At 70.5% G+C, this 23,649-nt stretch carries 17 protein-coding genes and 1 pseudogene; 13 read left to right on the top strand and 5 right to left on the bottom strand.

Translation table 11 applies throughout. From position 1 onward, the window contains the following. Positions 1-113: 113 nt before the first annotated feature. Both ACFUJY_RS26485 and ACFUJY_RS26490 read right to left on the bottom strand, forming a co-directional pair. Positions 114-840 (bottom strand): annotated as a pseudogene (locus ACFUJY_RS26485) (ABC transporter ATP-binding protein); the annotation flags it as partial. 465 nt (positions 841-1,305) lie between these two features. After that, on the bottom strand, positions 1,306-2,889 hold the full coding sequence (locus ACFUJY_RS26490) for an alpha/beta hydrolase (RefSeq protein WP_383304226.1): 1,584 nt from the start codon (positions 2,887-2,889) through the stop codon (positions 1,306-1,308). A 353-nt stretch (positions 2,890-3,242) separates the two neighbouring features. On the opposite strand from ACFUJY_RS26490, the gene ACFUJY_RS26495 reads away from it, so the two are divergent. The 7 genes from ACFUJY_RS26495 to ACFUJY_RS26525 all read left to right on the top strand — a co-directional run bounded on the left by ACFUJY_RS26495 (position 3,243) and on the right by ACFUJY_RS26525 (position 11,965). Beyond that, positions 3,243-3,890, top strand: a complete 648-nt coding sequence (locus ACFUJY_RS26495) for a hypothetical protein (protein ID WP_383304228.1) — start codon at positions 3,243-3,245, stop codon at positions 3,888-3,890. Between the two features lie 114 nt (positions 3,891-4,004). Beyond that, entirely contained in the window at positions 4,005-4,655 is a 651-nt protein-coding gene (locus ACFUJY_RS26500; protein WP_383304229.1) for a hypothetical protein, read from the top strand. A gap of 181 nt (positions 4,656-4,836) precedes the next feature. Then, positions 4,837-5,478, top strand: coding sequence for a signal peptidase I (gene lepB, locus ACFUJY_RS26505; protein WP_383304231.1), 642 nt, complete (start codon positions 4,837-4,839; stop codon positions 5,476-5,478). A gap of 237 nt (positions 5,479-5,715) precedes the next feature. Then, complete coding sequence (locus ACFUJY_RS26510) at positions 5,716-6,582, top strand: universal stress protein (RefSeq protein WP_383304233.1); 867 nt, start codon at positions 5,716-5,718, stop codon at positions 6,580-6,582. A gap of 137 nt (positions 6,583-6,719) precedes the next feature. Next, positions 6,720-9,533, top strand: coding sequence for a BTAD domain-containing putative transcriptional regulator (locus ACFUJY_RS26515; RefSeq protein WP_383304235.1), 2,814 nt, complete (start codon positions 6,720-6,722; stop codon positions 9,531-9,533). 108 nt (positions 9,534-9,641) lie between these two features. After that, positions 9,642-10,739: a HesA/MoeB/ThiF family protein gene (locus ACFUJY_RS26520; RefSeq protein ID WP_383304237.1), complete on the top strand. Its 1,098-nt coding sequence runs from the start codon at positions 9,642-9,644 to the stop codon at positions 10,737-10,739. Beyond that, entirely contained in the window at positions 10,703-11,965 is a 1,263-nt protein-coding gene (locus ACFUJY_RS26525; RefSeq protein WP_383304239.1) for a hypothetical protein, read from the top strand. Before ACFUJY_RS26520 ends, ACFUJY_RS26525 begins: the two co-directional genes overlap by 37 nt. Positions 11,966-12,233: 268 nt before the next feature. On the opposite strand, the gene ACFUJY_RS26530 is transcribed toward ACFUJY_RS26525, so the two are convergent. Further along, complete coding sequence (locus ACFUJY_RS26530) at positions 12,234-13,016, bottom strand: calcium-binding protein (RefSeq protein WP_383304241.1); 783 nt, start codon at positions 13,014-13,016, stop codon at positions 12,234-12,236. 309 nt (positions 13,017-13,325) lie between these two features. Between ACFUJY_RS26530 and ACFUJY_RS26535 the strand changes: the two genes are divergently transcribed. Next, a complete protein-coding gene (locus ACFUJY_RS26535) occupies positions 13,326-13,931 on the top strand; it encodes a lytic polysaccharide monooxygenase (RefSeq protein ID WP_383304243.1) in 606 nt (201 codons plus the stop codon). A gap of 140 nt (positions 13,932-14,071) precedes the next feature. On the opposite strand, the gene ACFUJY_RS26540 is transcribed toward ACFUJY_RS26535, so the two are convergent. Then, positions 14,072-15,361 carry a haloacid dehalogenase-like hydrolase gene (locus ACFUJY_RS26540; protein WP_383304245.1) on the bottom strand — a complete coding sequence of 430 codons (1,290 nt, stop codon included), beginning with the start codon at positions 15,359-15,361 and terminating at the stop codon, positions 14,072-14,074. Between the two features lie 512 nt (positions 15,362-15,873). On the opposite strand from ACFUJY_RS26540, the gene ACFUJY_RS26545 reads away from it, so the two are divergent. From ACFUJY_RS26545 to ACFUJY_RS26565, 5 genes are all read left to right on the top strand, one after another. Further along, on the top strand, positions 15,874-17,787 hold the full coding sequence (locus tag ACFUJY_RS26545; RefSeq protein WP_383304247.1) for a GMC family oxidoreductase: 1,914 nt from the start codon (positions 15,874-15,876) through the stop codon (positions 17,785-17,787). Positions 17,788-17,858: 71 nt separating this feature from the next. Next, positions 17,859-19,001: a ferritin-like protein gene (locus ACFUJY_RS26550; protein WP_383304249.1), complete on the top strand. Its 1,143-nt coding sequence runs from the start codon at positions 17,859-17,861 to the stop codon at positions 18,999-19,001. A 21-nt stretch (positions 19,002-19,022) separates the two neighbouring features. Next, positions 19,023-19,571: a hypothetical protein gene (locus ACFUJY_RS26555; RefSeq protein ID WP_383304251.1), complete on the top strand. Its 549-nt coding sequence runs from the start codon at positions 19,023-19,025 to the stop codon at positions 19,569-19,571. 14 nt (positions 19,572-19,585) lie between these two features. Then, complete coding sequence (gene iolE, locus ACFUJY_RS26560; RefSeq protein ID WP_383304253.1) at positions 19,586-20,503, top strand: myo-inosose-2 dehydratase; 918 nt, start codon at positions 19,586-19,588, stop codon at positions 20,501-20,503. Positions 20,504-20,505: 2 nt separating this feature from the next. Then, positions 20,506-21,498, top strand: a complete 993-nt coding sequence (locus ACFUJY_RS26565; RefSeq protein ID WP_383304255.1) for a sugar phosphate isomerase/epimerase family protein — start codon at positions 20,506-20,508, stop codon at positions 21,496-21,498. 151 nt (positions 21,499-21,649) lie between these two features. Here the strand turns inward: ACFUJY_RS26565 and ACFUJY_RS26570 are convergent, their stop codons facing one another. Continuing rightward, positions 21,650-23,629 carry a discoidin domain-containing protein gene (locus ACFUJY_RS26570; RefSeq protein WP_383304257.1) on the bottom strand — a complete coding sequence of 660 codons (1,980 nt, stop codon included), beginning with the start codon at positions 23,627-23,629 and terminating at the stop codon, positions 21,650-21,652. Between the last annotated feature and the right edge of the window lie 20 nt (positions 23,630-23,649).

Genomic DNA, 23,649 nt, shown 5'->3' on the forward strand with positions numbered 1-23,649 from the left:
GCCGGGGTGCCGTCGGAGCCGGAGCCGTACGGACGGGTGAAGTATCCCGCCCGTCACCGCACCGGCGCCGGTCAACGTGCCCAGCCCAGTTCCGTGTAGACGCGGCCGGCCCGGGCGCGGATCTGGTCGGCGGCGTCCTTGGTGTAGATGTGCCACCGCAGCACGGACAGCATCCGGTTGTCGCCGTTGCTGCGGAGGGTTGGCCAGGTAGCGGACGCGTGCGGCGCTGACCTGGGCCACGGCCTGCGGCAGGCTGGCGGCGACGAGGAGGGGCAGCAGCACCCAGTGCACTCCGGCGAGCACGACGGCCCCGGCGAGGAAGGCGGCGGCCGAGGCGATCAGGTCCTGCCCCTCGTTGATCAGGTCGCCGGTGACCTGGGCGCCGCGGTCGGCGGCCTCGCGGTCGCGGTTGAAGTCGGGATCGTCGTACGCGCACAACTCGACCTCGGCACAACCGGTGAGCAGCATCTGCTCGGCCTCGCGGGACATCAGCGGGCCCAGCCGCGCGGCGAGCCAGCTGACGGTGATGCCGAGGAGCGCGCGCACCCCGGCCGCCCCGGCGAGCAGTCCCACCGAGGGCCAGGCATCGAGGAGACGGTGGTACACGTCCCCGTCGCGCAGCAGGGCCGTCAGGGTACCGGCGATGGCGACCAGGCCCAGGGCCTGCATCACCCCGGTCACCAGCTGGCACAGCAGGAGGCCGACGGTCGCCCGCCGGTCGACCCGCCACGCCAGGGCCAGCGAGCGGCGCACCAACTGCGGCAGCCGGCGGGCCATGTCGCGCATCCGGATCGACCGGCCGGCCGCCTCACGACTGCCGGTCAGGTCGACGTAGCGCATCTGCGGCGCGGGCGGGAGCTCGGACGGCGCGGGCGTCAGGGGGGTGGCGCGCGGTCCCGGAACGCTGTCGGCCGATGCGTCCGCGGGCTCACTCATGCCGCCCACCCCGCGTTGGGACGTTCTGAGACACGGGTGCCGTCTGCGCCACCGGTGCTCGGGGAGGCCGCTGTTCGATTCCGGGCGGCAGCTGCGAGGGGGAAGGGGTGCGGTGCATGGCGTTCCTCCGTCTGGGCATCGATGGGGCACTGATGCTCTAAAAACGCGGTGCGTCCGGTCCCGTAACGGTCCGATCGGAGGGCATTCGGTGAACACAAGTTCGTATGGTGGGGTCTGGCCGTGGGCCCTCCGGGGTGTCGCCGCCGAAACTCGTTCGATCAGGTCGGGTCACCCCTGTGGGGGATTGCGGACGGTCCGAGGCATGGGCCCGGAGTGCGTGGCGCAGAAGACGGGAGCCTGCGACCGCCCCTAGGACATGTCGCCCCGGCAGACCGTCCCAGGGGCCGGGGCGCGGCCCGTGCGGAGGTATCGGTCGACCGCCTCCCCGACACAGCGGTTCCGCGGATACGTACCGTGGCCCTCTTCCTCGGCCGTCAGGAGCACGCCCACACCGTCGCCCAGGGCGCGGGCCATGCGGCGCGCCCCGGCGTACGGGGTGGTCGGGTCACCGGTGCCGCCGATCACCAGGATGGGGGCCGCGCCGTCGGCCTTCACCCGCGGGGTGATCCGCTCGCCGTCGAACGGCCACTCGTAGCAGAGGTAGACGGCACTGGACCAGGCCGCACCGAAGACGGGCGAGGCGGCTTCGACCCGGGCCGAGTCCCTGTCGAGGCGTTCGGAGTCGGGGCGCAGGCTGGAGTCCGCACAGGTGATCGCGGTCCGGGCGGCGCGGCTGTTGTCGTTCGGGGTCGCCGCCCCGTCGTCCGAGGCGATGGTGTTCGAGGCGATGTCGCCCGAGCCGACGTCGTCCGAGCCCTTGGCCAGCGGCCGGCCGTCGTTGTGGTCGATCAGCGCGGTGAGGGCCTTGGCGAGGGGCGCCCAGCCGTTGGTGCCGACGTCGAGATGGTCGGCGACGGCGTACGCGAGGCCGTCGGCGTCCAGTGTCCTTCCGTCTCCGGCCGGAGCGGGCTTCTTCTCCAGGCGGTCGGCCAGGCGCCCCATGCGGCGGGCGGCCTCCTCGGGGCCGTTTCCGGTGGGACAGTCGCGGATGCGGGCCGCGCAGTGCACGGCGAACCGGTCGAATGCCGCCTGGACCGCCTTGACCTGCGACACCTGCTCCGCGTCGAGGTCCTCGGTCGGGTCGACCGACGCTTCGAGGACGAGCCGTCCGACGTGCGACGGGTACTGGTGGGCGTAGACCGCGCCGAGTCGGGTGCCGTACGAAACGCCGAAGTAGTGCAGCCGCTCGTCGCCGAGGAGGTAGCGCATCAGGTCGAGATCGCGCGCGGTGTGCGAGGTGCCGATGTACGGGAGGATCGCTCCGGAATGCTCGGCGCAGGCGGCGGCTCCCTCGTATCCGGTGTCGTCGGCGGTCTTCCCGCAGCGCACGGGGATGGTGGCGCCCACCCCGCGCGGGTCGAAGGAGACCAGGTCGTAGCGGTCGAGCAGCGGCTCGTACTGGTTGCGGAACGAGGGCAGTCCGCTCACGCCGGACGCTCCCGGCCCACCGAAGTTGAGGACGAGTGAACCGATGCGCCGGTCGTTCGGGCCGGTGGCCTTGAGACGTATCAGGGCGACGTCGATCGTCCGGCCGGCCGGTTTCCGATAGTCGAGGGGGGCCTTCATGACGGCGCAGTCGTAGCCCTCGCGCGCGGTGGGCGGCGAGGTGCAGCGGGACCAGCGGAGGTGCTGGCCGGTGGTGAGCGCAGCGGGGAGGCCGGAGGGCGGGTTGCTCGCGGTGAACTCCGTACGGGGCTCCGCGTCCCGGTGGCGGGCGTCGCGTTGGAGCCACGCGCCGACGGCTCCGATCGCGATGAGCACGAGGACCGCGATGATGCGCGCGCCGACGGAGAAACCCGGTCCGCGGCCCGGTATCGGATGTGCGTCACTCATCGAAGCCCCCCGCGTTCCCCCGCCCGGGCGCCCGACCGTGCCCGCGCCCGAGCTGTCGCCCGTCGAATGGGTGCAGCGTACAAGCCGCCACCGACGGCGCGGGCGGCGTCCTCACGGAGGACCTCACGGTGGTCGGCGACACCGCTACTCGCACACAGGGTGACGGTGAACAGCCGTCGCGTGGCTGTGCCGTCCCTGGGACAAGCCTGTGTCATTCCTGGCCCAGTGTGAGGGGGACATCGCGGCGCGCCTCATGGACGCACTGCCGTCGCCGTGACGCCCGGCCCGCCCGGTCCAGTTGTTGAACATTCCGGCTGTCGTACAGCGCAGCCCTTACCGCGAGTTAGGTCAAAATGATACGTAAGGGACGCATCGTCTTCGCAGTTGCCCTCACCACCGCCCTGGGCCTCGGGCTCACGGCCTGCAATGACGGCGAGGACGAGGTCACGGGGCAGGAATCGCCCTCGGCCTCCGCCCCGGCCTCACCCGCCCCGAGCAGCGAAAGCCCCTCCGCCGAGCCGAGCGACGACACCTCCGCCGCGCCCGGTGGCGACGTCGCCGCACCGGGCACGAAGCTCAAGGTCGGTGACCGCGCGGTGCTGCCGTTCACGTACGGAACTTCCAAGGAGGGCACGGTCGCCGTTACCGTCACGGCGATCGAGAAGGGCACCGAGGCCGACATGTCCCCCTTCGGTGAGAAGGCGAAGGGCATGACGCCCTATTACATCCGCATGAAGGTGGAGAACGTCGGCGGTACCGACCTCTCCTACTCGTCGCTGAGGCTGCGCGGCAAGCTGGCGGGCGGCGCGCCCACGGGCGTCATTCTGATCGGCGACCTCCCGGGCAAGTGCGACAGCGAGTCGGCCCCGCGCGACTTCACCACCAAGGGCGCCTCGTACGAGACCTGTTCGCTCAGCGCCACGAAGACCGACCCCATCGCGGTCGCCTCGTTCGAGGAGGGTGACGCGTACAGCGACAGCCCGGTCCTCTGGACCAGCTGACCACGCTTCCGCGACCGCACGCCGGGCGTCCCGTCCACGACGGGGCGCCCGCGCCCGTGAGGGGGGACGGACCGGCGCCAGGGACTGTCGGTGCCGGTTGGCATGATGACGGTCATGAGCCACAACATCGCCTACTCCACTGCCGACAAGGCCGACGTCCTCGCCTTTCTGGGCGTCAGGGACGGTCTGGACGCCGACCGGCGACGCCGCCTCGACGCGATGCGCAAGGACGCGCGGGTCCACCAGGACGACCTCGAGGACCAAGGCGTCGACTGGGGCCTGTCCGTCGTCGACGCCCTCGACCACCTCGTCGCCGGACGCACCGACTCGGACGCCGCGTACGCGGGCAACGCCTACCACAGCGCGTTGCAGCACATCATCGACCACAACGCATCCGATCCGACGCACCTGGGCACGTACTCGAAACCGTCGACGTTCTTCGGTCTGGTCGACGACGGGATGCGACGCGTCGGCGTCCCCGCCGACCTGCTGCCCCACGGCTTCCTCTACGGTGGGCTGCCCGACGGCTTCCCCTTCGTTCCGCACTCGGTCGACGGCTACCCCGCCATCGGCCATCTGCCCCTCGCCAAGGCCAAGCCCGCCGCCGAGGCGTATCGCGCCGCCCTCGACGAGATACCCGCCGACTTCCGGTACGACGTGCAAGAGCTCATCGAGAAGCTCGAGACGGAGCACGACGAGTGGGAGTACGCCACGAAGAACATCGACTGGTACACCCAGGACACCCTCTTCTTCAAGCTCACGTAGGGCGTACAGGGTGTGGCCGGTGCGCGGGGGCGGGCTGTCGACGTCCGCGCCGCTGCTCGCCTCTGGCGCCCTCGTCCCGGCACCGCGCTGTGGCGAGGGGTAACGCTTCGCGTCGCGGGCGCGCTGTGTGAGGTGTGCGGTGGATCAAGGAAGCGGGCGGGGTCTCATGAGGCGGCGGCGCATGGCATGGGGATGGCGCGCCTTGACCTGGGGGCTGACGCCGGTCGGTCTCGTGCTGCTGGTCGGCTCGGTCGCTTCCGGCCTCGTGCGGTACGAGACGGTGACGGTCCGGGGCGACTCCATGCGGCCCGGTTTCCCGCCCGGGGCGCGCGTGCTCGTGAAGCCGATCGGCTCGGACGGCGTTCACCGGGGTGACGTGGTCCTCATGGACCCGCCCGAGCCGTACATGACCGAGCCGGTGCTGCGGCGCGTCATCGGCATCGGCGGCGACCGGGTCACGGGGTCCGGGGGCGGGGTCTCGGTGAACGGGAAGACGCTCGATGAGCCGTACGTCGCGGACACCCAGGGTGATCCGAACGCCGTCTCGTACGACGTGCGGGTCCCGGCCGGACGCCTGTTCGTGCTGGGCGACTACCGTGCGAATTCCAACGACTCCCGCTACCACCTCGATGTCCACGAAGGCGCCTTCGCGGTCTCGGGCGTACGGGGGCGCGTGGTGGCGGAGGAGACCGTGCCCACAGGTCCCGTGGTGTTCGGCGCCCTCGGCCTCGTACTCATCGCGGCCGGCCTCGGCGCGTACGTGACCGGTCGGCGGCGCGGGGCGCTGCGGGCGGTATCGCCGGCGACGGACCGGCGGATCTGAGGCCGACGCCGAGACCTTCGGGCGCACGTGGTGGCCGAGGGGGCATCTGATCGGGTGCCGCTTCAGGGTATGGGGCGCGCCCGCACGGCGTGAGCAGTCCTATGTTCGTACATTCTGGACATGGATATGAGACTCTCCCGCGCCTCCACCGACAGTGACGAAGTCCAGGGTTTCCTGGGCTGAGGCCGCTCAGCCCGACGCCGGTCGTCCACCGCCTGCCGCCCATGAGGAGACGTCGTGCAGCACCAGCCCATCATCGCCGGAATCGACATCACGCCGGACAGTCTGCTCGCGGCAGGCTGGGCGGCCGACGAGGCCCGTCGCCGCTCCGCGCCGCTTCTGCTGCTGCACGGATACGATCCGTCCTTCTTCGCGGACGCCGGAACCGAACGCCAGGCCGCCGAACAGGCGCTCGCGGGCACCCTGGACTGGGTGCGTGAACACTACGGCGATGTGGAGGCCAGTGCCGAGCTGGTCGACCGGCCCGAGGCCGACCTGCTGACGGAGCGTGGCCGCGAGGCCCAGATGATCGTGGTCGGATCACGCAGACCCGGACCGGTGACCGGATTCCTCCTCGGATCGGTCGGCCTTCGCGTAGTGAGCCGGGCCGACTGCCCCGTGGTGATGATCCGTGGCGGTGACGTCCGCCGGACCCCGGGGAGCGGCGAGGTCGTGGCGGGCGTCCCCGAGGAGGACGACGAGGCGGAAGCGGTCCTGGACTTCGCCTTCCGGGCGGCTGCCGCGCACGGTGTCCCGCTGCGGGCGGCGCGGGCCTGGGACCTGCCCAGGATGTTCACGAACCAGTCCGGTGTCACGGGCCTCTCGAACAGGCCGGCCCAGCTGGCGGAAGACCACCGCCGCGCACTCGTCACCCTCCTGAGGCCGTGGCGCCGGCGCCATCCCGACGTCATGGTGACCGAGCACACCGAAGTGGGCTTCGCCGCCGAGATGCTGGTGTCCCTGGCCGCCGGTGCCCGGCTCCTGGTGCTCGGGCGCAGCAGCAGAACCGGCAGCCGGTACGTGGGACACGTCGTGCACTCGACACTCCACTTCGCCAACGCCCCCGTCGCCGTCGTCCCTACGAAGGCGACACCGACCGGTTGACGACCCGCCACCCGCCGTCCACCACCCACCGCCCACCGCCCACCATCCGAGCGCTCCGCAGCCGGCAACCACATGGCGGATCGCGTCGCCCGGTGGCAAGATCACATGGGCAAGGTACGGAGAACGGGGGAGGCGGGATGCGTTTTCGTATCCTCGGCCCCCTCGAAATATTCGACGGCACCCACTGGCGGGGCATCTCCGCCGCCAAGCCGCGTGCCCTGCTCGCCACCTTATTGGCCCGGCGCGACACCCCCGTTCCGACGGACCGGCTCGCGACGGAGCTGTGGGGCGAGACCGAACCCAGGGCGGCCGCCAATCTCATCCAGCAGTACGTGCTGCGACTGCGCCGTGAACTTGGGGACCGCCAGGGCCGGTTGATCGTCACGCGGTCACCCGGCTACCAGGTGGTGCCCGACGGCGCCGACGACCTGGACGCCACCGCCTTCGTCCGTCTCGGCGCGTCCGGCCGCGCCGCGCTGGCGGCCGGCGAGGCGGAACACGCGGCGGCTCTGCTCGCCGAGGCGCTCGCGCTCTGGCGCGGCCCCGCACTCGCGGACGTACCGGCCGGGCCGGTGGTGGAAGCCGAGGCGGCGCGGCTCGACGAGCAGCGGCTCGACGTCCTCCAGACCCGTGTCGAAGCGGACCTGGCCTGCGGACGCCACACCGAACTGGTATCGGAGCTACGGCAGTCCGTGCGCGAACACCCGCTCCGGGAAGGGCTGTGGGGGCAGCTGATGCTGGCGCTGTACCGGTCGGGAAGGCAGGCGGAGGCGCTCGACGCCTACCGGGAGGTACACCGGCTGCTGACCGACGAGCTGAGCGTCGAACCGTCCGCCCCGCTGCGAGAGCTGCAACTGCGCATGCTGCGCGGCGATCCGGGGCTCGCCGCCCCCGCGCCGGGCCCACGACCGTCCAAGGGACCGGCCCGCCCCGGATGGGCCCCGGCACCACCGCGTCAATTACCCGCCGCGGTCGCCAGGTTCGCGGGACGCCGGGCCGAGCTGCACCTGCTGGACGGGCCGTCCGACGAAGCGGCCACCGGCACGGGCCCGGCCGTGCGCGTGATCACCGGTACGGCGGGCGCGGGAAAGACGGCGCTGGCACTGCACTGGGCGCACCGCGCGGCACCGTACTATCCCGACGGCCAGCTGTACGTGAATCTGCGCGGCTTCGACTCCGCCGGGCCCGTGCCGCCCGGCGAGGCGATCCGCGGATTCCTGGAGGCGCTATCGGTGCCGCCGGAGCGCATTCCGGACGCGCTGGAGGCGCGGGCGGCGCTGCTGCGCACCGAGACCGCCGGCCGCCGGCTGCTGTTCGTCCTCGACAACGCCACCGACGCGGCCCAGGTGCGTCCCCTGCTGCCGGGCGGCGCCCGTTGCGCCGTGGTCGTCACCGGCCGAGGCCGGCTGGCCGGTCTCACCGTCACCGACGGCGCCCTGCTGGTCTCCCTCGACGTGCTGCCGCACGACGAGGCACACGAACTGCTCGTGGCCCGCCTCGGGGCGGACCGGCTCGACGCGGAGCCCGAGGCGGTGGCCGAGCTGATCGAGCTGTGCGCCCGACTGCCGTTGGCCCTCGCGGTGACCGCCGCCCGCGCCGTCGGCCGTCCGGGGTTCGCACTGAGCGCCGTCGCGGCCGAACTGCGGGACACCAGAGGCCGGTTGGACGCCTTGGACGCCGACGAGGGGGTGAGCAGCGTACGGACGGTCTTCTCGTGGTCGTACCTCCGGCTGGACGCCGGCACGGCCAAGGTGTTCCGGCTGCTCGGGCTGTACCCCGGCCGGGACGTGGCCGCGCCCGCCGTGGCGGCCCTGGCCCGGCTGTCCCTCCGGCAGGCCGCGTCGGCGCTGACCGCGCTGGCCCGGGTCCATCTCATCGACGAGCACCACCCCGGCCGGTACTCCTTCCACGATCTGCTGCGCACCTACGCGGCGGAGCTGGCGGCGACCGAGGACTCCGAAGCGGAACGCACCGAGGCGCTGCACCGCCTGTTCGACCACTTCCTGCACACCGCGCACGCGGCGGGCCGGCGGCTCGCCCCGGTGCGCGCCGGACTGCCGCTGCCGCCGCCGGTGCCCGGCTCCGCACCCCACCACCCGGAGGGGTACGAAGAGGCGCTGGCGTGGTTCGAGACGGAGCACGCCGCGCTGCTCGCGGCCACGGGTGCGGCGGGCCCGGCCGGTTTCGACGACCACGCCTGGCAACTGCCGCTGGTCATGGGGGACTTCCTCCACCTCAGCGGTCGTTGGCACGACTGGGCGGCCACCCAGCGCACGGCCATCGCCGCGGCCCGGCGCCGGCAGGACCGGGCCGGGACGGCACTGTGCCATTGCGAGTCGGGCCGGGCCGCGATCCGGCTGGGGCGGTACGAGGAGGCCCGGGAGGAGCTGTCGCGGGCGTTGGAACTGCAGCGTGAGCTGAACGAACCGGCGGCGCAGGCCCACACGTTGCGGGCGCTGGGCTGGTCGTACGAGCAACAGGGCGACTACCGCGCCACGCTCCGCTGCATCGAGCAGGTGCTCGAACTGGAGCGCGCGGCCGGCAACCGGGCCGCATGGGGCGGCGCGCTGAACAACATCGGCTGGTGCCACACCCATCTGGGCGACCACGAGAAGGCGCTCGCCTGCTGCGAGGAGGCGCTGCGACTGCACCGGGAGGAGGGCAGCCCGCTCGGCGAGGCGTACACCTGGGAGACCTTCGCCGTCATCCGCCGTGCCATGGGTCAGTACGCCGAAGCGCTCGACTGCTACCGCCGGTGCCAGGAAGCGTTCCACCGGCTCGGCAACCGGTACGGGGAAGCGGTCGCACTGCGCAGCCTCGGCGAGGTCATGCACACCGTCGGCGACCCCGCGGGCGCGCGCGGGGCGTGGCGGGCCTCCCTCGCCCTCCTCGACGAACTGGAGCACCCGGACGCGGACGCCGTACGCGAACAGCTGCGGGCGACGGACTGAGCCACGGGCTCAAAGCGGCGTCAAAGCGGAAGTTCAGCGCCGGACAGCAGAGTTGCGGCCATGCCCTGGGGGGTCCGGGGTCCGCTGAGGCCGAAAGCGAGTGGGTTGATGCGTGTCGCGCTCAAGGAGTGCACCTGGCAAGCGGTGGGGGAAGACCTGATCGTCGTCTTCGACCCCCGTGAGTCGATCACCTTGGAGGACCCCGAGGGGAAGGTCGAGGCGCTTCTCTCCGTGCTCCGCGAGGGCCCCCGCAGCGTGGACGGACTGCGTGCGGAGCTCGCCACCCGGGGCGTCGAGGTGACCGGCCAGGAGCTCGACGGCGGACTGCAGGGGCTCGCGGGTCTGGGGCTGGTCGAACGCGACGAGGGCAGGTTCACCGGTGATCCGGCGGTCGACGAACGGCACTTCTCCAACCTGGCGTTCTTCGGCACCTTCTCGGACCTCGACCGGCACCGCACCGACTTCCTGCGCCGGGTGCGCGACGCGCACGTCCTGGTGCTCGGTGTGGGCGGTGGCGGCTCCTCGCTGGTCCAGTGCCTGGCGGGGCTCGGCGTCGGCCGGCTGACGCTGCTGGACCACGACCGCGTCGAGACCCGCAACTTCGCCCGGCAGTTCCTCTACCGGCACGAGGACGTCGGCCGCTCGAAGGTCGAGCGCGCCGCCGCCTGGGTGCGGGCGTACGACCCGGACATCGAGGTGCGCACCGTCGACCGCTGGGTCGCGGGCCCCGGGGACCTCGCCGATCTCACCGACGGCATCGATCTGGTGGTGGGCGGCCTGGACGGCCACCCCGACGCCGGCCTGTGGGTGAACGAGGCCGCCGTCCGGGCCGGTGTACCCCTGGTCGTCGGCGGCGCGACCCGCACCCTGCTCTCGTACATGTCCGTCGACCCGGGGTCGAGCGCCTGCCTGGCCTGCGAGTTCTCGCAGCAGCCGGAGGAGGGCACCGGCGCGGCGGCCGCGGAGGACCTCGTGCACGGCATGCGGACGACCAATCCCCTCATCGGCCCGGTGGCCATGCAGATCGGTTCGCTGATCGCGCTGGAGGGCCTGCGCTATCTCACCGGTTTCCAGGAGCCGCTGGCCGCCGGCGCCCGGGTCCGGCTCGACCTGCGGGAGGGCCTGGCGGGCAGCCGCGTCCCGTTCCCCGACGTGCCGGACTGCCCGGTGTGCGCACTGGCCCCGGCACGGGCGGCCGCGGCATGACCGGGGTGGACGGACCGCCACGGTCCACCGTGCGGCTGCGACCGCTGAGCCTGGTGCCCGAGGGGGACGACGAAGTCCTGGTGGGCGACCCGGAGACGGGGCAGTTCGTCGCCATTCCGAAGGTCGGCGGCGTGGTGATCGAGGCGCTGCTGCGCGGGGCGACGATCGCCGAGGCCGCCGGCGAGGCCGAGGAGTTCGCCGGGCAGCCCGTGGACGTGCCCTCCTTCGTGGAGACCCTCCGCGAGCTCGGCTTCGTCGACGAGGGCCAGCAGGCCGCACCGGTCCGCTCGGCGCCCGTGCAGGGCGGCCGGTGGCTGGACGGCGTCCGCCAGGAGGTCGCCCGGCCCTTCTTCGGGCGGGTGGCCTGGAGCTGCTACGCCGCGTGCGCGGTGCTCGCCCTCGCGGTGTTCGTGTCCCGGCCCGGCCTCTTCCCCGATCCGGCGACCGACGCGTTCGTCGTGGACGACATCGGCCTCGGCAGCCTGATCCTGATCCCGCTCGCCACGGCCGCGACGGCGATCCATGAACTGGGGCACTGGTTCGCGGCCCGGGCGCTCGGCCTGGGGGCCAGATTCGGCATGGACCGGCGCATGGGGTTCCTGCTGGTCTTCGAGACCGACCTGACCCAGCTCTGGACCGTACCGAGACGCAAGCGGTACGGGCCGCTGCTGGCCGGCCTCGCCCTTGACTCGGTGCTTCTCGCCGTGCCGCTCGTGGCGCGGCTGCTGATCGACACCGGAGCGTGGGCAGCGCCCCGTCCGCTCGACGCGGTCCTCGCTACCTGGATCTACGTGAAGCTGACCGCGATGCTGTGGCAGTGCATGGTCTTCCTGCGCACGGACCTGTACGCGGTGCTGGTCAACGCGCTGGGCTGCCGCAACCTGTGGCGGGTCTCGACGCTGATGCTCCGTCGAGCCGTCGGGCGCCTGGACGCCGCGGGGGCGGCGGAGCTGGCCGACGCGCATCCGGCCGATGAGCGGGCCGGACGCTGGTTCCGCTGGGTGCGGTTCCTCGGGGCGGTGCTGACCCTGGTCTGGGCGGGGCTGTTCCTGGCGCCCTCCGCGTGGGAGGTGCTGCGCTGGGCCGCCGGCCGACTCGGCACCGGCCCGGCCACCGGACAGTTCTGGTGGGCGCTGCTGTGCACCGCGGTCTGTCTGGCTCCCTTCGTTCTTCCCGCGGCCCTCTCGGTCCGTGAGCGCGCACGGCGGCTCACGTCGAGGACCTGAGGTCCCGCGGGTACCGGTCCACCCCGGCCGCACCACCGGCCGGGGCAGGCAGTCCAGTCACGAGGAGGTGAATCGCATGGAGATCAAGGTCCGCAAGGTCGAGGACGTGAAGGCCACGGGGTTCCAGGTCTGATCGGCCGGCGGCGGCCCGGCCGCCGCACGCGCCCGACCCGCCGCAGCGCGGTTCGGTTGCGCACAGCCGCTGGGGAGGGAGGGGGACTTCGCTTCCTCCCTCCCCAGCGGGCAACCGCCGGCGGGGGAGCGGCGGTTACGGAAGGACCAGGTCCCGGCCGTCGCCGCCGTCGAGGGCGTCCTTCCCGGTCCCACCACAGACGAAGTCGTCGCCGCCCTCACCGTGTACCAGGTCGTCGCCGGAGCCGCCGAAGAGGATGTCCCGGCCGTCCCCGCCCATGACGTGGTCGTCGCCGGGCCCGGCGTACACGGTGTCGTCACCCCCGTAGCCCTCGATCATGTCGTCGCCCCGGCCGCCCCACATCCGCTGGTTCCCGTTGTCACCCATCAGATGATCCATGCCGTTGCCGCCGTACAGGGTCCCGGGCCCCATGACCATGTCGTCCCCCGCGCCGCCCAGGACCGTGCGGGCGGTGTGGGCGTGCAGTTCGTCGTCGCCCGCGCCGCCGCTGACGGTGTTCATTCCGGGAGTGAAGGCGGCGATCGTGTCGTCACCGTCGCCGAGGAAGACGTCGATCCGACCGGGCCGTGCGCCGTCGACGGGCAGCTCGCAGACGACGGCCGTGGTGTCCTCGGCCCTGGCGTACGCACAGTGTTCGCCGGGTGAGAGCGGGACCACGTCGCTGAAGCCGATCCGGCTGATCCCGTCGCTCGTGTACATCGGGTAGATGCTGAGGTCGTTGGTCTGCCCCGGAGCGGCGGTGAAGACGATCGACTGCGTCTCCCAGTCGGCCCCGACGCGTGCCTTCGCCCCGGTGGCGGGCGCGGCGGCGGAGGTGCCGGCCATGGGGCCGACGGCGAAGCCGGCGCATAACAGGGCCAGGGCAACGGTGCTGACGGCGGTGCGGTTCCGGTTCATGGGACCTCGTCTCGGGAGAGTGAAGGCGGACGATCCGGCCCGGTCCGCTCCGGCCTGTGCGGCGTGGTGCTGCCGGGGCCGGCGGGACTGGGTGGTGAAGGCAGTCTCCCGTTCCGGCCCGGATGCGCAAGAGCGCGAACCGACGGCCAACTTGAATTGTTGCATTGACATGTCCCGCGAAAGTCGTACCGTTGGGAGCGCTCCCACGACAGCCTTGCCACTGGAAGGAGTTCCCCCCACATGTACAAGAAGATCCCGTTAACCGGACGTTCGAGGTCGTACCTTCGTCGGCCTCTCCAGGCACTCGTCATGCTGTTCGCCGTCGTCGTCGGCGCGCTGGCCTGGTCGGCCCCCGCCCAGGCGCACGGCACGATCGTCGACCCCGCCAGCCGCGCGTACCGCTGCTGGGAGACCTGGGGCAGCCACCACATGGACCCGGCCATGCAGACCGAGGACCCCATGTGCTGGCAGGCATGGCAGGCCAACACCGACACCATGTGGAACTGGATGAGCGCACTGCGCGACGGTCTCGGCGGCCAGTTCCAGGCGAAGACCCCCGACGGGACGCTCTGCAGCAACAACCTGTCCCGGAACGCCAGTCTGGACAAGCCCGGGGCGTGGAAGACCACCACGGTCGGCGACAACTTCTCGGTGCACCTGCGCGATCAGGCGTCCCACGGTGCCGACTACTTCAAGGTCTACGTGAGCAAGCAGGGCTTCGACCCCAAGACCCAGACGCTGGGCTGGGGCAACCTCGACTTCATCACGCAGACCGGCCGCTACGCTCCGGCGCAGGACATCACGTTCCCCGTCCAGACCTCCGGCTACAGCGGACACCACATCATGTTCGTGATCTGGCAGGCCTCGCACCTGGACCAGACGTACATGTGGTGCAGCGACGTGAACTTCGCGTGAGCCGAGGATCGTCGCACGCGGCACCGGTCCCGGCGGGCCGCCGCTGAGGTACCGCCGGGCCGTCCGGGCTCCGCCGGAGCGGGGGACACCCTGCTCCGGCGGAGCTTCCGCGCTTCGGCACGGCGCTGCGGTCCGCGGCGTCAGTACACCGCGTCCCGCTGATCCGGTACGACGCTGCCGTCGCCGCGCAGCACGGGGCCGAGGGTGCCGTCGGGACCGGTGTAGGCGGTGCTCGCGCAGGGGTAGGCCGTGGTCCTGCGCGGCAGCGGCTCGATGAACATGGGGTTGACGACCCAGCGGCCGTCGGCGTCGTCGTAGGCCCGGCACATGAGTTCGTTCTTGTTGCGGTTGAGCACCAGATGCGCGCCCGTGGCGTCGCCGACGAACGTCACGTCGGTGTCGGCGTCGCCGCCGCCGATCGCGATCCGCCGATGCGGGGCCTGTCGCTTCCAGGCGGCCCGGCCGTGGATCCCGTAGATCTCCTGGTTGATCCAGCAGCGCTTGCCGTCGATGTACGGGATGACCTCCCCCTTGGTGACGCCCACTCCGCCGCAGCCCTCGTTGCTGGTCGTGATGCGGCCCTCGGCGTCGAGCACGGACCGGATCGCGACGGTGTGCGCCCGGTCGATCCCGATGCCGCGCGACCACACCTCGGTCACCGGTTCGGACCCCGCCGAGACGATCCAGACGTCGAATCCGGCCTTCCGGAGCGTCCGCACCAGGTCGCGCTGCTGTTCGTAGTACCGGACGTAAGCGGGCAGTACGTGGGTGCCGACGGTGCGGGTCGCACCGACGGGCGCGGCGAGGGCCTCGGTACGGGCGGCCTCGGTGTACGCACGCAGTTCGGCGACGGTGTGTCCGGCGAACAGCTGTGGCACCCATGCGTACTGCGGCACGGTGCGTCGATGGTTCCACTCCCCGGCGAAGGCGGCCTCGCCGCTCATCGTTCTGCCGTCCTCACGGATCTGGAGGATCTCGTCGGCGCAGCGGTCGTCGGTGGAGGTCGGCAGGGGCGTTCCCACCGGCACGTCGGTTCCGCAGGCAGCGGTGAGGGCCCGGTCCGCGGTGCCGGTCAGCCAGGTGCTGGTGTCCTTCCAGCTGGCGGGCCGAAGGATCTTGTCGTGGCGCAGGGACCAGCTGATGGTGGCATCGGTGACGTCGTTCTTCGTGATGGTGTTGTCCCAGTCGAACGCCGCGACCGGGCGCGGCCCGCCCCTGCCGTGGCAGGTGCCGCGCTCGTCGATCACGCGCTGCAGCTGGGCTCTGTTGCCGCCGTACCAGGGGAGATCGTCGGAGAGCTGAGGGCAGCGGGCCGTGGGCGTCACGGCCCCGCGACCGGCCGGTGCGGCCGTCACGGGTCCGGCTGCGGCCGTGACCGCCAATGCGGCCGTCACGGCTGAGGCCCACGCGAGAACAAGTCGGGTGCGCATGTGAGTGGACGGTACATCAATGTCCCGGTGATGTAGAGGGGGCGCGCTCCCGCCCGGGGAGGCCATCCCCGGCAGGCAGGACGCGCGGCGGAAACGGAAACGTCAACGGCTGAAAAATGGACAAGCACATGAAGCCTCCAGCGGGAAGTTTCTTCGGTTCAACCGACTTGTCAACGGCCTGAGTTGACATCGAACCGCTGATTACCCCCTATCGATGGGTTTCCCGGCGAGATCCCAGTCGTGGCGGAGCGAATGACCGCGTCATATGCAAACCTCGTGCCGAGGCCCTTCCTTCGATCCCGGCGGATCGGCGCGCGGCTTCAGGTGCGGTCCCGCGCAATGCGTCGGCAACCCTCCTGGGGTGTACGGGAAGTCCTCATTCCATCGGCGGCGGTACATGGGCCTTCGACAGCCGTTCGATCACCATTCGTGCCGGCAACCGGCGGGAATTCACGGGGCTGTTCGGCCCGAAATCGGGGTGAGCCCACCCCCAGACACGACAAGGGGCATCAATGACGTCTTTCGACGATACAGAGCCGGTGATCTTCCCAGCGGGGGCTGCGACGGAGACCAGCGCGGCCGAGGCCGCGAGAGGGGAGTGGGATGCCGTGATCGTCGGCGGCGGCATGGCGGGCTCCATCGTCGCCGGGCAGCTGAGCCAGGCCGGCTACAGGGTGCTGATCGTCGAAGCCGGCCCGGGGAAGGACCTGGACCTCGCGGAGTACGAGTCGTACCTGTCGCGGTTCTACGGCGCGGTCGTCAAGGACAACCAGTCACCGTACCCGTTCAACCCGAACGCCCGGATGCCCAGGAGCACCGACACCATGCCGGTGAACCCGGAGACACCCCGGGACGAGTTCTACCTCGTGCAGGAGGACGAGTACTGCTCGGACACCACGTTCACCCGAGTCCTGGGCGGCACCTCCATGCATTGGGAGGGCAAGGCACTGCGCATGCTCCCCGAGGACTTCGACCTGAAGACCAAGTACGGCCAGGGGCTGAACTGGCCGCTCAGCTACGACGATCTGGAACCGTATTACCGGCAGGCCGAGGCCGAATTGGGGGTGGCCGCGGAAGTCGAGGACCAGGCATACCTGGGAATGCATTTCCCGAAGGGTTACGTGTTCCCCATGCACCGCATGCCGCCGTCCTATCTCGACAAGACGGTCGCCCGAGGCGTGGACGGTATGCGGGTCAATCTGGCGGACGACGAATACACCCTCCGGGTGCGCAGCTTCCCGCAGGCCCGCAACGGTGTGCCGAACGCCGCGTACGACGGCGGCAAGGGCTACGTCCCGGTCGGTGCCGTGAGCACGACCCAGGTGGAAGAGGGCGAACGGTGTCAGGGCAACACCAACTGCGTACCGCTCTGCCCCGTGCAGGCCAAGTATCACGCGGGGAAGACCCTGACCAAGGCGCTCAGCAGCGGCAACGTCAAGATCGTGACGCAGGCGGTCGCGTCCAAGGTCGAAGTCGACGCGCAGGACCGCCGGGTCACCGGAATCACCATCAAGAACTACCAGTCGCTTGAATCCAGCGACTACGAGACGTACACGGTCAAGGGCACCGTCTACATCCTCTGCGCCCACGCCATCGAGAACGCCCGGCTCATGCTGGCCTCCGACATGCAGCGCATGAGCCGCAGCAAGCTGATCGGCCGCAACCTAATGGACCACGCGTACCTGCTGTCCTGGGGTCTGCTGCCCGAGCCGGCCGGCACGATGCGAGGCACGTCCTGCACGAGCGGAATCACCGATCTGCGCGGCGGGCGGTTCCGCGGCACCCAGGCCGGATTCGGCGTGGACATCCACAACGACGGCTGGGGCTGGGCGACCGGCTCGCCCTACACGGATCTGGTCGAACTCGTCGACAAGGAGGGCCTGTACGGGAAGGAGTTGCGCCGGACCCTCGGGAACCGGATCTCCCGGCAGCTCCTGCTCGCCTTCATGATCGACCTGCTGCCCGACACGAACAACACGGTCACCGTGGACGACCGGTACAAGGACGCCCTGGACAACCTGAAGCCGGTCGTGTCGCTCACCATCCCGCCGTACACCATGCGGGGCGCCGCGTTCGCCAGGAACCTCGCGACCGACATCTTCGCGAAGCTCGGTGCCGAGGAGCGGACCGAGTACGACAAGGACCGCTACAGCGCCGTCGAGCACGAAGGCCAGTGGTACAACATCGTCGGCGGCAACCACCTCGCGGGCACCCACATCATGGGGACCGATCCGACGAACTCGGTGGTCGACCACACCCAGCAGTCGTGGGACCACGACAACCTCTACCTCGTCGGGCCCGGCAGCCTGCCCTCGATCGGGACCTCCAACATCAGCCTGACCATGGCGGCCCTCGCCTTCCGCAGTTCGACCCACATCGTCAGGTACCTGCGCGCCGCGAAGGCCCCGGTAACCGTCCGCAGCTAGACGGCCGACAGACCGGCGGCCCGAGCGCGAAGCCGGCCGCCGCCACCGCCACCGCCCACGATTGGGGGAACATGTCCGCTTCAGAACCGGAGCCGTCCCAGGACTCCAAGATCAAAACCATCGAGGAACTGCGCGAATACCTGTACAAAGGGCTCCAGTTGGAGCACGCCACGCTCCCGCCCTACCTGACCGCCCTCTACTCGCTGCACCCGGGGAAGAACTCGGATGCCTGGCACGTCATCAGGGTCGTAGCCGTCGAGGAGATGCTGCACCTCACCCTGGTCGCCAACGTCCTGAACGCCGTGGGCGGCACTCCGGAACTCACCAAGTCCGGCTTCGTCCCGAACTACCCGACGCGCCTGCCGTGCGGGCCCGACTACTTCGAGGTGCACCTCCGGCCGTTCTCGCGCGAGGCACTCGACACGTTCCTGAAGATCGAGAAGCCGGCGGCGGCAGCCGACGAGGAGGACAGGTTCGTCCCGATGGACTGGGCGGCCCTCGGACTCGCGTCCGACGGCGCGGCACCGCCATCGGAGAAGCTGGCGGAACTGGAGGAGTCCGGCGCGATCCTCGGCCTCGTCCCCGGTGAGCCCACCCAGCGCTTCCTGAGCATCGGTGAGTTCTACGAGGAGATCATGCGGGGGATCAACTACCTGGAGGACCAGGCCCGGCAGGCGGGATCCACGATCTTCACCGGTGACCCCGCCCGCCAGGTGACCCCCGAGTACTTCTACTCGGGTGGCGGCGATGTGATCGTGGTGACGGGGCGCGACACCGCCGTCGCGGCGCTCACCCTCGTCGCGGAGCAGGGCGAAGGGCTGTACGGCGGCATCTTCGACAGCCAGGACGAAATCGCCCACTACTACCGGTTCCAGCAACTGGAGAAGGGGCAGTACTACCAGAAGGGCGACACGCCGGGCCATCCTTCCGGACCCGATGTGAACGTCGACTGGGATGCCGTCTATCCGGTGAAGCCGGACATCAAACTGGCGGATCTCGCGGGATACCCGGAAATCCTGGCAGCGGCCGAGGAATTCAACCGGTCCTACGCCACCTTCCTGACCAATATCAACCTGGCCTACAACGGCCGGCCCGACCTGCTGCTCAAGGCGGTCTGGGAGATGTTCCGCATTCGCGACAGCATGAACCGGCTCATCCGCAACCCGCTCACCGGGAGCGCGGGCGTGAACGCCGGTCCGACATTCGAGATCTAGGCCGCCGAGGGAGGAAACACTGTGACGCAGACAGCGACCACAGAAGAGAAAGTGCGCGAATTCGTGAAGTTCTCCGCCACTGTCACCGGATTCACCGAGTTCGACCTGTGGGGAACCGGTCAGGCAGAGGCGTACTACGAAACGGTCGTGGATCAAGAAGGGCCGGACGCGCTGCAGAAGGCGCTCTCGTCCGATCCGTCCGCCGTCCCCGCCGATCCCGTGGTGAAGAGCATCATCAAGCTCTGGTACGTCGGCGTCTGGTACGGCCCGGAACTGACGGGACGCGTGGACGTGGCGGCCTGGACGGCGCCCGGCCGCAGCGGAGCGAAGCCCGCCGTGCCGGATGACAGCCAGCCCGAGGAAAGCCTGCCCCCACAGGCCGCACCCGGCCGGCGGACGGCCGGGGGAGACCTCGCGGGGGACGGCGAAGACCGCACACCCCCGTTCGTCGTCTCACCCGACGCCTACACCGAGGGCCTGCTGTGGCGGGCCATCGGCGCCCATCCGTCCGGCGCGAAGGCGCCGGGCTACGGATCGTGGGCCAGCCCACCCGCACTCGAAAACCACTGAGCGAAGGAAATCCAATGACCAGCCCCGTCCCGAACCTCGGCCCCGACAAGGTGTCGCTCGGCGTCACCCCGACCCTGTGGTGGAACGACGACTTCCCTCTGATCGACATCGGAATCCCCTTCGAGCAATGCGTGAGCGAGATGGCGTTCGCGGGATTCCAGGGCTGCAGCATCGGCCACAAGTACCCGACGGACGCCGCGGTCCTCAAGGAAGCCCTCGACCTGCGCGGTCTGGAAGTGTCCGAGCCATGGGTGAGCACGTACTTCACCATCGGTGAAAAGGACCGGACCATCGCGAATTTCAAGAGGCAGCTGGAGTTCCTCAAGAATGTGGGCGGCCACGACATCGTGGTCGCGGAGTTCGGGCAGTCGTCGCATCTGCAGCCCATCCCCGTCTTCAAGCACCGTCCCCACTTCACCGACTCGGACTGGGATCTCCTCACCGGCGGACTCAACGAGATCGGGAAGCTGGCCGCGGACAGCGGGATGCGGCTCTGCTACCACCATCACATGGGCACGGGTGTGCAGACGGCCGAGGACATCGACAGGCTGATGGTGGGCACCGATCCGGACCGGGTGCACCTGCTGCTCGACACCGGACACCTCCAGCTCGCGGGTGACGACCCGCTCCACACCGCGGAGAAGCACACGCAGCGGATCAAGCACGTGCACCTCAAGAACGTCCGCCAGTCGGTGGCCGAGAAGGTGAAGAGCGACCACTTGTCCTTCGAGGACGGAATCCGGCAGGGCGTCTTCACCGTGCCCGGAGACTCCCAGGGCATGATCGACTTCAGGCCCGTCCTCACCACGCTCGGGAACGCCGGATATGAGGGATGGCTGGTCGTCGAGGCCGAACAGGACCCGGCGGTGGCATGCCCGCTGGAGTACGCCAAGATGGCCCGCGCCTACCTCACCGAGGTCCTGGGATGGTAGCGATGAGCGCGCGCGACATCTACCTCAGCTTCTTCATGTTCACGGTCAACCTGCACCCGGACGATCCCCAGTACACCGAGGTCATCGTCCGGCACATGGAGAAACTGCGGGACATCGGGTACGCGGGCTTCGACATGCCGGTCTTCCCGAACGACACGGGCGATCCCCAGGGGGACGTGCCCCGCTACGAGAAGCTGAGGGACGCTCTCGACGCGGCCGGCCTGGCGGACGTCGGTCTGACCACCAACGTCGCCACCACGCCGGCCTTCGACCCCACGTCGCTGATCGCCGAGGAACGCGAGGCCGCGCTCGTCTACCTCAAGTCACGGGTGGACATCACGGCGGCTCTGCGCGGCACCATCATGGCGGGTCCCGTCCTGTTCCCGTACAACGTCTTCCCCACCCTCAACGGCGAGCGGCTGTGGAGTGACGCACTGCAGGACTGGCTGCGGCCCCGGTACCAAATCGCCCAGCCGCTCTTCGAGCAGCTGGGCGCATACGCGGCGGAGAAGGGCGTCCACGTCGCCATCGAACCCGTCGACCACTGGGAGACTCCCGCGCCGAACATGGTGCGCGACGTACTCGACTTCCTCGCAGGCGTGAGCAGCCGGCACATCGGTGTGTGCGTCGACAGCTCCCACGTCGTCCTCGGGAGCAGCGGCCCGAAGGCGTATCAGCGGGACGTCGAGGACGCCGTCGCTCAGCAGCGTCTGCACTACGTGCAGGTGTCCCCGCCGGATCGCGGCGAGGTCGCGGACAGCTGGATTCCCTGGCGCGAGTTCCTCGACCCCGTCCTGCCGGCGTACGACGGTCCGCTGCTCATCGAAATCTTCAACGCCATCCCGGCGTTCCTCGACTCCTTGCGGCTGACGAGGCGGAAGTTCTGGATTCCCGAGGACGACCAGCCGGTTCCGGGTGTGCCGAGCGCGTACGACGTCGCCGAGGACGCGATCAACGAGCTACGTGCCGAGCTGGCCCGACTCGGAGCGGAGTGATCCCGGAGCGTCCGTGGAGTCCTCGGGCCGGGTTCCTCTGATGGGTCTGTCGGCCCGCCGGGTTCTCCGGCGGGCCGACAGGCCGTATCGCTCCTGGTCACGGCCGGCCCGGGACCGGCGGCGCTCGGAGCCAGGACACCACCTGCGCGGATCAGGTGCCGTAGACCTGGAGCCGGGCGAGCTGGCCGGCGGGCCAGCCCGTGTTCGCGGTGAAGACGAGCCGCAGGTGGCGCGTGGTCGTGGCGGCCGGCAGGTCCAGGGTGACGGTGTTCCCGGTGAGCGGGTCGAAGGAGCAGTCGGTGCCGGAGCGCAGTTGGCTGAACGAGACGCCGTCGGTACTGCCCCGGACTGCGATGGTCTGCGTGCGCGCGGCCCAGTCGGTGGAGGGCGGCAGCGAGAGGACGACACGACGGACGCCGGTGGCGGTGCCGAGGTCGACCTGGAGCCATTGGGGAAAGGCGTGGTTGGAACTCTCCCAGTACGTGTTCGGGTCGCCGTCCACGGCGTTGTTCGCACCGTACGACTGGGTGTGGCTGCTCTCCGAGACCGGCCGGCGCAGGGCCAGATCGCCGGTGGGGGCACCTCCCGCCGCGGTGGTGACGGTGACCCGGGCCGAGGGCGGCGAGACGGAGCCTGCCGAGTCGAGTGCCTGGATGTCGAAGGTGTAGGACGTCGAGGGGGAGAGACCGGTCACCGTGCAGGTGGTGGCGCTCGCCGGGGCGGTGGCGACCGGGGTGGCTGTGTCGCCGATGATCCGGCGGACGCGGTAGCCGGTCACGCCGGCGTCGTCGGTCGAGGCGGTCCAGGCCAGCGCCACCGTGGTGTCGGTGACGGCGGTGGTGTGCGGAGCGCCGGGCGCGGTGGGCGGCTGGTCGTCATCGCCGCCGACGCGTGGTGGGGTCGGCCGGGAGGCGGTGAGGGGGAGGAGGCCCTTCAGCATGCGGCCGCCGTCGCCGGTCAGCCGGAGGTAGTAGTCGGACGAGCAGGCGGTGCCGTCCTCGTCGAGTGCGAGGAGGCCCGACCCGGCCGGCACCCAGTTCCGGGACTCCGCGGTCTTGGCGATCTGGTTGCCCTCGTTGTACTCGTCGAACATGGAGATGTAGACGCTGGGCACCCCGGCCCGGCCCATGTTGTAGAACTGCCGCCACATGAAGTCGCCGTGCGCGCGCTGCCGTTCGGTGACCCCGCCGGGCAGGACGCAGGGCTGGTAGTCGATGCCGTGTGCGGCGCACTCGGCGAGGTCGGGCACGGTGGCGACCTGGTAGAAGTTGTCGGCGTCCCCGGCGTTGCCGATGCGGCCGACCAGCCACGGCGAGAGCATGTCGAAGGCGTGGTAGACACCGGAGAAGCCGGGCCGCGAGTCCCGGTCGCCCGTGCGCCACCAGGTCGGAACGCCGCCGATGACGTAACAGCCCTGCCCCTTGAACCAGTTCAGCACGTCGAGGCAGGCGTCCGGGGTGAACGGCCGTTGGGCGTCGTTGAAGCCGAAACCCCATATGCACACCACCGGCTTGCCGTTCTGCCGGGCGTACGCGGACGAGGCGGTGTGGGCGCGCATCTTGGCGGTCCAGTCGGCCTTGATGTCCGTCTGCATCGTCGTCCAGTCGGACACGTCGTACATGATGTAGAACTTGACGCCCTCGGCCTCCGCGGCGGCGCGTACCTTGCCCGCCATCGCGTTGCGGGTCGGCCCTTCTCCGCCGGTGGGGTTGAAGCGCTGGAGGGCCGCGGTGTCGATGCCGTACTGCTTCATCCACCGGAAGTGCACGTCGACGGTGGACTGATCGTACGAGGAGAACAGCGAGGCCGGCCGGCCGTTGCCGAGGTTGCCGAAGGCGGTCTGGTACGTGACCGGGTAGTCGCGTACATCGGGCCAGGCGACGATGGCGCTGTTGGCCGGAGAGGGCGTCTCTCCCCAGTTCCGCGCCCAGTGCCACCAGCCGTCGATCGGGGCGCCGTCGCCCTTGCAGGCGAACCAGCCCTGATATCCCACGGTCACCTTGCCGACCACGTCGCCCGAGCCGTCGGCGGCGGAGGCCGTACTCGCGAGAGCCGCCTCCCCGGCCCCGATGGCTCCGGTCAGCCCGGCCGCTGTCGCCGCCTGTAAGAACGTACGCCGCGTGAATCCCACTGAGAGCCCCTTCGACCGGT

This window comes from Streptomyces sp. NPDC057249, from assembly GCF_042669245.1.
Classification (GTDB): Bacteria; Actinomycetota; Actinomycetes; order Streptomycetales; family Streptomycetaceae; genus Streptomyces.

Coding starts and splice junctions, on each gene's coding strand:
- ACFUJY_RS26535 (WP_383304243.1), top strand. CDS start 13,326: ATGCTGTTCGCCGTCGTCGTCGGCGCGCTGGCCTGGTCGGCCCCCGCC.
- ACFUJY_RS26520 (WP_383304237.1), top strand. CDS start 9,642: ATGCGTGTCGCGCTCAAGGAGTGCACCTGGCAAGCGGTGGGGGAAGAC.
- ACFUJY_RS26500 (WP_383304229.1), top strand. CDS start 4,005: ATGAGCCACAACATCGCCTACTCCACTGCCGACAAGGCCGACGTCCTC.
- lepB (WP_383304231.1), top strand. CDS start 4,837: ATGGCATGGGGATGGCGCGCCTTGACCTGGGGGCTGACGCCGGTCGGT.
- ACFUJY_RS26545 (WP_383304247.1), top strand. CDS start 15,874: ATGACGTCTTTCGACGATACAGAGCCGGTGATCTTCCCAGCGGGGGCT.
- ACFUJY_RS26550 (WP_383304249.1), top strand. CDS start 17,859: ATGTCCGCTTCAGAACCGGAGCCGTCCCAGGACTCCAAGATCAAAACC.
- ACFUJY_RS26540 (WP_383304245.1), bottom strand. CDS start 15,361: ATGCGCACCCGACTTGTTCTCGCGTGGGCCTCAGCCGTGACGGCCGCA.
- ACFUJY_RS26515 (WP_383304235.1), top strand. CDS start 6,720: ATGCGTTTTCGTATCCTCGGCCCCCTCGAAATATTCGACGGCACCCAC.
- ACFUJY_RS26490 (WP_383304226.1), bottom strand. CDS start 2,889: ATGAGTGACGCACATCCGATACCGGGCCGCGGACCGGGTTTCTCCGTC.
- ACFUJY_RS26530 (WP_383304241.1), bottom strand. CDS start 13,016: ATGAACCGGAACCGCACCGCCGTCAGCACCGTTGCCCTGGCCCTGTTA.
- ACFUJY_RS26495 (WP_383304228.1), top strand. CDS start 3,243: ATGATACGTAAGGGACGCATCGTCTTCGCAGTTGCCCTCACCACCGCC.
- ACFUJY_RS26565 (WP_383304255.1), top strand. CDS start 20,506: ATGAGCGCGCGCGACATCTACCTCAGCTTCTTCATGTTCACGGTCAAC.
- iolE (WP_383304253.1), top strand. CDS start 19,586: ATGACCAGCCCCGTCCCGAACCTCGGCCCCGACAAGGTGTCGCTCGGC.